A 6,064-nucleotide genomic window follows, 5' to 3' on the forward strand; every position below is an offset into this window, starting at 1 on the left:
CTAAACGCCCGGACCACGAACGGAGGGGCGCCCCGCGTGGGGCGTCCCTCGGAGACGATCATGGCAAAGCAGAAGAACACCGCAACGCGGGTTGCGCCAGTTGTCGCGGCCGAGGCTGGCGCGCCCGTCACGGCCCCGGTAGTCGTTGATGCTGGCGCGTCCACCGGTGAGAAGCCCGAAGAACTGACCGGCGATGCGGATTTGCCGAGTGCCGGCGGCGCCGAGGTGGTCATCGGCGAGGCCGGCCAGGTGGTCGACGGCTTGGGCGAAGACGGCGGCGCGGCCGAAGCAGAGAGCGCCGCGTCGCCGCCGGACCAGCCGCCGCAGCCGTCGGAGCGTGAGACCGTGGCGGCTCTGGTGCTCAGCGACAACCACTTGGGCAAGGTTGGCCAAGTAATCCAAGTCGATGCGGCCCACGCCGAGGCGCTGCGCCTAGGCGGGCTGATCGACACCCATCCCAACGCGATCAAGGCGGCAACGCCGGAGGAGTAGCCCATGCTGCGCACGGTGAGCCCGGCGACCGAGGAGCCTGTGTCGCTGAGTGAAGCGAAGGCGCATCTTGTCGTAATCCATAACGCCGACGACGCCCTGATCGGGGCGTTCATTGCCGCTGCTCGCGAGTCCGTGGAGCGCAATACCGGCTATGCGTTGGTGGAGGCTTCCTACGAATGGACGCCAGTGGGACAGCGGCAATCGCCTCTCCCCATTGAGCCGGCGACGGTGACGAGCGCTGCCGGGGAGTATCCGGTTCTCTTCACCACTACCCCGGGACCGATGCCAGGGCCGCTGCGCGCTGCGATCTTGCTGACGCTGGGCGACCTCTACGCCAATCGCGAAGGATTGGTGGTGGGTGCGACCTGTGTCGAGAATCCAACCGTGGATCGCCTGATGTTCCCATACCGTCGGGTGCTGCCATGAGGCGGGCCGGCAAGTATCGCCATCGCATTGCCCTGCAGGTGCAAGAACCCGTGCGGGATCCGCTTGGAGGCGATGAGTTGGAGTGGGTGGACTGGCAGGCAGACGTGCCGGCGGAGGTGGTGCCGCTTTCAGGGCGCGAATTCGTAGCGGCATCGGCTGAGCACGGCCAGGTCACAGCACGCATGGAAATTCCGTATCTGCCTGGTGTCTTGAACACAATGCGCGCGGTGTTTGACGGCCAGCGCTACGCAATCCGCGCTGTCCTGCCTGATCCCACGGCGCGGGGGCACATTACCTTGATGGTAGACGCGGGGCTATCCGATGGCTGAGCAGATCGAGATCCACGGCCTTGATGGGCTCCTGTCGTCGCTGAAGGCATTGCCGGTCGAGCTGCAGGGAAAGCCGCTGCAGACCGCGCTGCGTCGGGGCGGAAATCTGATCCGCGATGCGGCACGCGCGCGAGTGCCGCGTGCTAGTGGCTTCCTGGCCACACAGATCGTGGTACGCAGGGCCAATGCGCGCAATCGCAACAGGGCCGGCGTTGGGCCAGGTGGCGAGTACTTCACCGTTGGCGTTAAGACGGGTAAGCGTGCGAAGTACGCCAACACCAAGAGAAACCGCCGGCAGCGTCGGGTTGGCAAAGTCTACGTGCAGGCAGGTTGGGCCAGCTACTGGCGCTATCTGGAATTTGGCACGAAGAAGATGGCTGCGAAGCCGTTCCTGACGCCAGCCGCCGAGGCAAACGGGCCCCAGGCGGCGCAGCTGATTGTCGACCAGACCCGCGCGGCTATCGACCGGGTAATGAAGGCAAGGGGGTGGAAATGATGGTGCCGCTTATCCAGCAGCTGCTGCAGGGCGACGAGGCCGTGCGAAGTCTGTTTGGTGATCCCGTCCGTGTTTTCCCCTCTACTGCGCCGCAGGACACCGCATTGCCTTACGCCACCTGGGGCGTTGTGGGCGGATCGCCAACCAACCTGCTGTCCGAGCGACCGCCGACCGATGGATGGCGTGTCCGGTTGACGGTGTGGGGGAAATCGACGTCCAAAGCCAATGCTGCCGCAGTGGCAATTCGCGATGCTGTCGAGACCGTAGGCAGCATCGAGTCTTACAACCCCCCGCCTGATGACGACGATACAGGCGCGTTTGGCATCTCCTTCGATGTTCGACTGCTGCAGATCCGCTGACCAACTCAACGGCAATCCACCGGCCCCGCAAGGGGCCTTTTTCATGCCCGGCGACGGGCACAACGTAAGGAAACCCCTATGGGACAGGTAATCAAGTCGAAGCACTCCCAACTGTTCGTCGCCATTGCCGCGGCCGAGGTCATCAAGGTGACCCGCCTGCGCTCGGTCGGCTTCCCGGATGGCCAGGCCTCGGAGATCGATATTTCCGACTACGACGACGACTGGGATCAGTTCGTCGCTGGCCGCAAGCAGACCGGCAGCACTAGCATCGAGATCATCTACGACAGCGTGGATCACGAGAAGATGGAGCAGCTGCACGAAACCGGCGCCGTCGTGAACTGGCTGGTGACCGCGCCGCTCTCGGAGACCGAGGGCGTGGAGAAGCCGGTGGCAGTGGCCGGCAAGATCACCCCGCCGACCACAGTTCTGTCCAAGCAGTTCGACGGCTTCGTGCAGAACTTCGCCGTCACCAGCCAGGACAACGACGTGTGGAAAGCCACGATCACGATCCGTGGCTCGGGCGCAGTCACCACCCACCGCCCGACGCCCTGATCGGCATAACGGCGCCTTCTCCCTCTTCGGCCCACTTCGGTGGGCCTTCTCTTTGGCAGGGCGCGCGGATCCTCCGCGTGTTAGCCGTGCGCGGCCCGCGAGCCCTGTCGCCATTCAAGGAAACGGCCCATGAGCAAGACCAACGACAACAGCGAAGCCCTGGCAGGAACGGTGAGCATCCTTCAGGCGTTCACCAGCGCCGGCCTGTTCGCCGCAAAGGACGTGCAGCCGGACACCATCGAACTGCCGGACGGCACCAAGGCGGAGTTCTTTGTGCGCGCGCTGCCGGATACCGAGTTCCGCCAGCTGTGGAGCACCGCCGACCGTGCCAAGCTGATTGCGGCCACGATCTGCGATGAGAGCGGCAAGCGGGTACTCACTGAAAAGCAGGCCGGCGAGTTGAAGCCGAAGGTGGCGGCAAGTCTGCAGACCATTGCGCTCAAGCACGCAGGCTTCGGAAGTGACGCTGACGCCCTGCGGGAAGAAGCGGGAAACGGCTAAGGCAGCGCGGCGAGGATTGGTTCTGGCATGTCCTTGCCGGCCATCTGCATCGCACGGTGGCGGAGCTGCGATCCACTATGTCGCGCCGGGAGTTCCTGTGGTGGTGGGAGTTCCACAAGCGCAACCCCATCGACCCAGTCAGCATCCACCAGAAGCCTGCTGCATTCATCGCGTACATCACAGCTGCACACAGCCAAGGCGGAACCAAGCGCGGCATGCAGCATTTCCTAGACGCCCTGGTGCCTCGTTCTGACGACGATGAGGCGCAGGAGTGGTTCGATTCCCTTGGATGACCCATGGCTGACACCTTCGGGCGCTTCGCAGCGCTTCCCATTGGCCCTCTGCTCGCAGCTCGCGACGGCGGGCTTACGCTCGCAACTACCGCTGCCGCGGACGCGCACAGGTGCGCGCGCTCCGACTTCGCGCTCGGTAGCGGAACGGTGGGCGTCGAGTTCGCCGCGTGGGGCGATGACGATCTGGCGGCGGTCGTCGGGTTTGTAACTGGAGCCGCGCCGCTCAACGAGTCGCCAGGTTCCAACGGTGCTGGCATCGGGTGGGAGCTGGCGACCGGTCGGCTGGTTCAAGGAATCGGCGCAATTGCCACTGGACTGCCGACAGTGGCCAAGGGCGATATCGTCGGGCTACGTGTGGTGTTTGGTGGCCCGTCTCGCCTGCAGCTCTACCTCAATGGGGCAATGGTGCATCAGCGGGATTTGCTGCTGGCTGGGCCGCTCTACTTTGCGGCGTCTCTGGCGGCCACCAAAGCGGGCGGCCTGTGCCTGGCGGTCAACGCCGGGCAGTGGGGCGCGCGCAGTGATGCAGCTATTGCCGGGTGGCGGCTGGATCAGGCGCAAGTCTCTGCCACTCGCCTTGCTGATGCCGACTGGCTTTCGGCTCCAGGCGACAGCCCCGCAAATGCCCGCTACGAAGGGTTGGTGGCCGAGGGCGTGAACCTGGTGCAGGAACTGAGTTTCTGGCCGTGGGGTGGTGATCCGGTATCGCAGACGGCGGCAGCCGAGTGCGTTGTGGTCGATAGCGAAGGCATGCTTGACGGCCTCGCCCTTTCGGGCGGTTCCGGCGCATCGGTCCGCATTCTGATGGTCGATGAGACCGCCATGCTCGCAGACGCAGTGCCGGTGTTCCGTTGCGCGATCGATCAGATCGAGATCAACGACGACGGCAGCAAGACGCTGCACCTGCGTGATGCACACGACTACCTGAGCCAGCCCATCAACCGTGGCGTCTTCCTCCCCAATGTCGCGACTCTGGCATGGAAGCCACAGCCGGTTGTGATCGGTGCGGTGGCGAGCGTGCCGGCGGCCGGCGGCAACTCTGATGCCACGTCCATGTTCCTGGCGGATGGCCCGGTCTACGTCGACGCCGTCATGGATCGCGGCGACCTGATGGAGCCGGGGACGTTCGAGGTGGCTCCGGATCGCCAGCAGTTGCTGATGAAGTCTCCGCCAGTGACGCCGGTTGTGGTTGACCTGTCCAGCGTGGGGGGCGGCATGGCGCCCGCCACGCTGTCTGTGGCGGTCGCCGAGATCATGGGGCGGCTCAGCATACCAAGATGCGAYGGGGGTGCTGCGGTTCGTTCGGGTGGTGGCGCCGGAGAGCTACCAGGGCGTGCCGGCGTTCGAGCTGACCGAAGACGATATGGCCAGTGACCTGGTGGGCGTGCCGGATGACGCACCCAGCCTGACGCGGCGCATGGCCTACAGGCCGAATGCCCAGGCTCTCGGTGCGTCGGATCTGGTCACCGATGTGGTCGACGTTCCGCAGGCGCGGCGCGACGAGTTGACCGCCCTTTATCGCGGCCAGGTATTCGCTGCGGGCCCGCTGAACGCTCACTACCGCCGGGCAGACGCAGCAGATCCGGTGATCTCGCTGTTCTGGCGGGCAGCCGATGCCCAGGCCGAAATCGACCGGGTGGTGGCGATTTACGAGCGGCAGCGCTTCTTCTATCAGGTCACCGTCCGCGGCGATCAGCAACTTGCGCCGCTGCCCGGGCAGATTGGCCGCCTGACCTACAGCCGGTACGGCCTGGCCGACGGCAAGCCGGTGCTGGTGCGCAGAGTTGAGCGAAACCCAGCCACGGGTGATGTGGTGCTGACCTTGTGGGGGTGAAACGTGCTTATCGGATTTGGAATGCCTGCAGCGGTGACCGTGACGCTGGCCGGCGGAACGTGGCTGAGTAGCGATCAGGGCTCAGCGTTGTTCGATGGCAAGCCGGGTCGCGCCAGCCGGATCCGCAGGACGGGGCCGTTGTCTGTCACGGTCACGCTGGCACAGGCTGTCGTGCCAGGGATCGTGGCAGCGCTGGGTCTGAACGTCCCTCCTGGCGTTGAGGTTCGTGCTGCAGGCGCAGTGGGCACAACCACGCGGCTCCCTGACGGCAGCGTGTGCGCGTGGCTATTTCCACAGGCGCAGGTGCCTGTTGCGACTGTGTCGGTGGAGATCGACGCAACGGTGACGAACGTCGATATCGGCGAGATTGCGATCTTCCAGGCTGTCGACGTTGGTATCAGCGACGGATGGGGTGTCGCCACCATCGACACCAGCGCTCACACGCGAACGAAGGGCGGTCAGGTCAACACTGTTCCCGGCGCGGTGTACCGCCGCCTGACCTGCAGCTTTTCGGGCCGGGCTACCGACGTTGTTCGGGGCGGCGGGCTGGCGGGGGGCGATTGGGAGACAGTCGCTGCGGCGCTGGCCGGGCGCCGCCGTTCCTGTGTGGTCCCTCAGTACAGGGACATAGCAACAAAGGCGTTGGATCTGAGGCTGGCAGCGCGATCCGCGCTGTACGGCTACCCAACTCAGCTACCGAGCGCGGAGAACATTAGCCGACAGTACTTCACGGGATACATGGAGTTCGAAGAGGTGCCCGCCTGACCGAGAGCCTCCAACAG

General features: G+C 65.1%; 11 protein-coding genes. All 11 read left to right on the forward strand.

Annotated elements, in window-relative coordinates; genetic code table 11:
* Positions 1-60 precede the first annotated feature (60 nt).
* The 11 genes from AC1VAN_RS11985 to AC1VAN_RS12035 all read left to right on the forward strand — a co-directional run bounded on the left by AC1VAN_RS11985 (position 61) and on the right by AC1VAN_RS12035 (position 6,047).
* Complete coding sequence (locus AC1VAN_RS11985) at positions 61-492, forward strand: hypothetical protein (RefSeq protein ID WP_442251159.1); 432 nt, start codon at positions 61-63, stop codon at positions 490-492.
* Between the two features lie 3 nt (positions 493-495).
* The gene (locus AC1VAN_RS11990) at positions 496-918 is read left to right on the forward strand and encodes a head-tail connector protein (protein ID WP_442251160.1); all 423 of its coding nucleotides are present in this window, start codon (positions 496-498) and stop codon (positions 916-918) included.
* Complete coding sequence (locus AC1VAN_RS11995) at positions 915-1,247, forward strand: phage head closure protein (RefSeq protein WP_442251161.1); 333 nt, start codon at positions 915-917, stop codon at positions 1,245-1,247. Before AC1VAN_RS11990 ends, AC1VAN_RS11995 begins: the two co-directional genes overlap by 4 nt.
* Positions 1,240-1,743, forward strand: coding sequence for an HK97-gp10 family putative phage morphogenesis protein (locus AC1VAN_RS12000; RefSeq protein WP_265951138.1), 504 nt, complete (start codon positions 1,240-1,242; stop codon positions 1,741-1,743). Before AC1VAN_RS11995 ends, AC1VAN_RS12000 begins: the two co-directional genes overlap by 8 nt.
* On the forward strand, positions 1,740-2,102 hold the full coding sequence (locus tag AC1VAN_RS12005; RefSeq protein WP_442251162.1) for a DUF3168 domain-containing protein: 363 nt from the start codon (positions 1,740-1,742) through the stop codon (positions 2,100-2,102). Before AC1VAN_RS12000 ends, AC1VAN_RS12005 begins: the two co-directional genes overlap by 4 nt.
* A gap of 78 nt (positions 2,103-2,180) precedes the next feature.
* A complete protein-coding gene (locus AC1VAN_RS12010; RefSeq protein ID WP_442251163.1) occupies positions 2,181-2,654 on the forward strand; it encodes a phage tail tube protein in 474 nt (157 codons plus the stop codon).
* Positions 2,655-2,783: 129 nt separating this feature from the next.
* Positions 2,784-3,155, forward strand: coding sequence for a hypothetical protein (locus AC1VAN_RS12015; RefSeq protein ID WP_442251164.1), 372 nt, complete (start codon positions 2,784-2,786; stop codon positions 3,153-3,155).
* A gap of 56 nt (positions 3,156-3,211) precedes the next feature.
* On the forward strand, positions 3,212-3,448 hold the full coding sequence (locus tag AC1VAN_RS12020) for a hypothetical protein (protein ID WP_442251165.1): 237 nt from the start codon (positions 3,212-3,214) through the stop codon (positions 3,446-3,448).
* Positions 3,449-3,451: 3 nt separating this feature from the next.
* Positions 3,452-4,822: an SPRY domain-containing protein gene (locus tag AC1VAN_RS12025; RefSeq protein ID WP_480985870.1), complete on the forward strand. Its 1,371-nt coding sequence runs from the start codon at positions 3,452-3,454 to the stop codon at positions 4,820-4,822.
* Positions 4,782-5,282 carry a hypothetical protein gene (locus AC1VAN_RS12030; protein ID WP_480985871.1) on the forward strand — a complete coding sequence of 167 codons (501 nt, stop codon included), beginning with the start codon at positions 4,782-4,784 and terminating at the stop codon, positions 5,280-5,282. The genes AC1VAN_RS12025 and AC1VAN_RS12030 overlap by 41 nt, the downstream gene beginning before the upstream one ends.
* A 33-nt stretch (positions 5,283-5,315) precedes the next feature.
* The gene (locus AC1VAN_RS12035; protein ID WP_442251167.1) at positions 5,316-6,047 is read left to right on the forward strand and encodes a hypothetical protein; all 732 of its coding nucleotides are present in this window, start codon (positions 5,316-5,318) and stop codon (positions 6,045-6,047) included.
* Positions 6,048-6,064 lie beyond the last annotated feature (17 nt).

The sequence above is a fragment of the Stenotrophomonas sp. 05L44_2 genome (assembly GCF_056665995.1).

Excerpts from the sequence above, each read along its gene's own strand:
- AC1VAN_RS11985 (WP_442251159.1), top strand. The coding sequence starts at position 61 with ATGGCAAAGCAGAAGAACACCGCAACGCGGGTTGCGCCAGTTGTCGCG.
- AC1VAN_RS11990 (WP_442251160.1), top strand. The coding sequence starts at position 496 with ATGCTGCGCACGGTGAGCCCGGCGACCGAGGAGCCTGTGTCGCTGAGT.
- AC1VAN_RS11995 (WP_442251161.1), top strand. The coding sequence starts at position 915 with ATGAGGCGGGCCGGCAAGTATCGCCATCGCATTGCCCTGCAGGTGCAA.
- AC1VAN_RS12000 (WP_265951138.1), top strand. The coding sequence starts at position 1,240 with ATGGCTGAGCAGATCGAGATCCACGGCCTTGATGGGCTCCTGTCGTCG.
- AC1VAN_RS12005 (WP_442251162.1), top strand. The coding sequence starts at position 1,740 with ATGATGGTGCCGCTTATCCAGCAGCTGCTGCAGGGCGACGAGGCCGTG.
- AC1VAN_RS12010 (WP_442251163.1), top strand. The coding sequence starts at position 2,181 with ATGGGACAGGTAATCAAGTCGAAGCACTCCCAACTGTTCGTCGCCATT.
- AC1VAN_RS12015 (WP_442251164.1), top strand. The coding sequence starts at position 2,784 with ATGAGCAAGACCAACGACAACAGCGAAGCCCTGGCAGGAACGGTGAGC.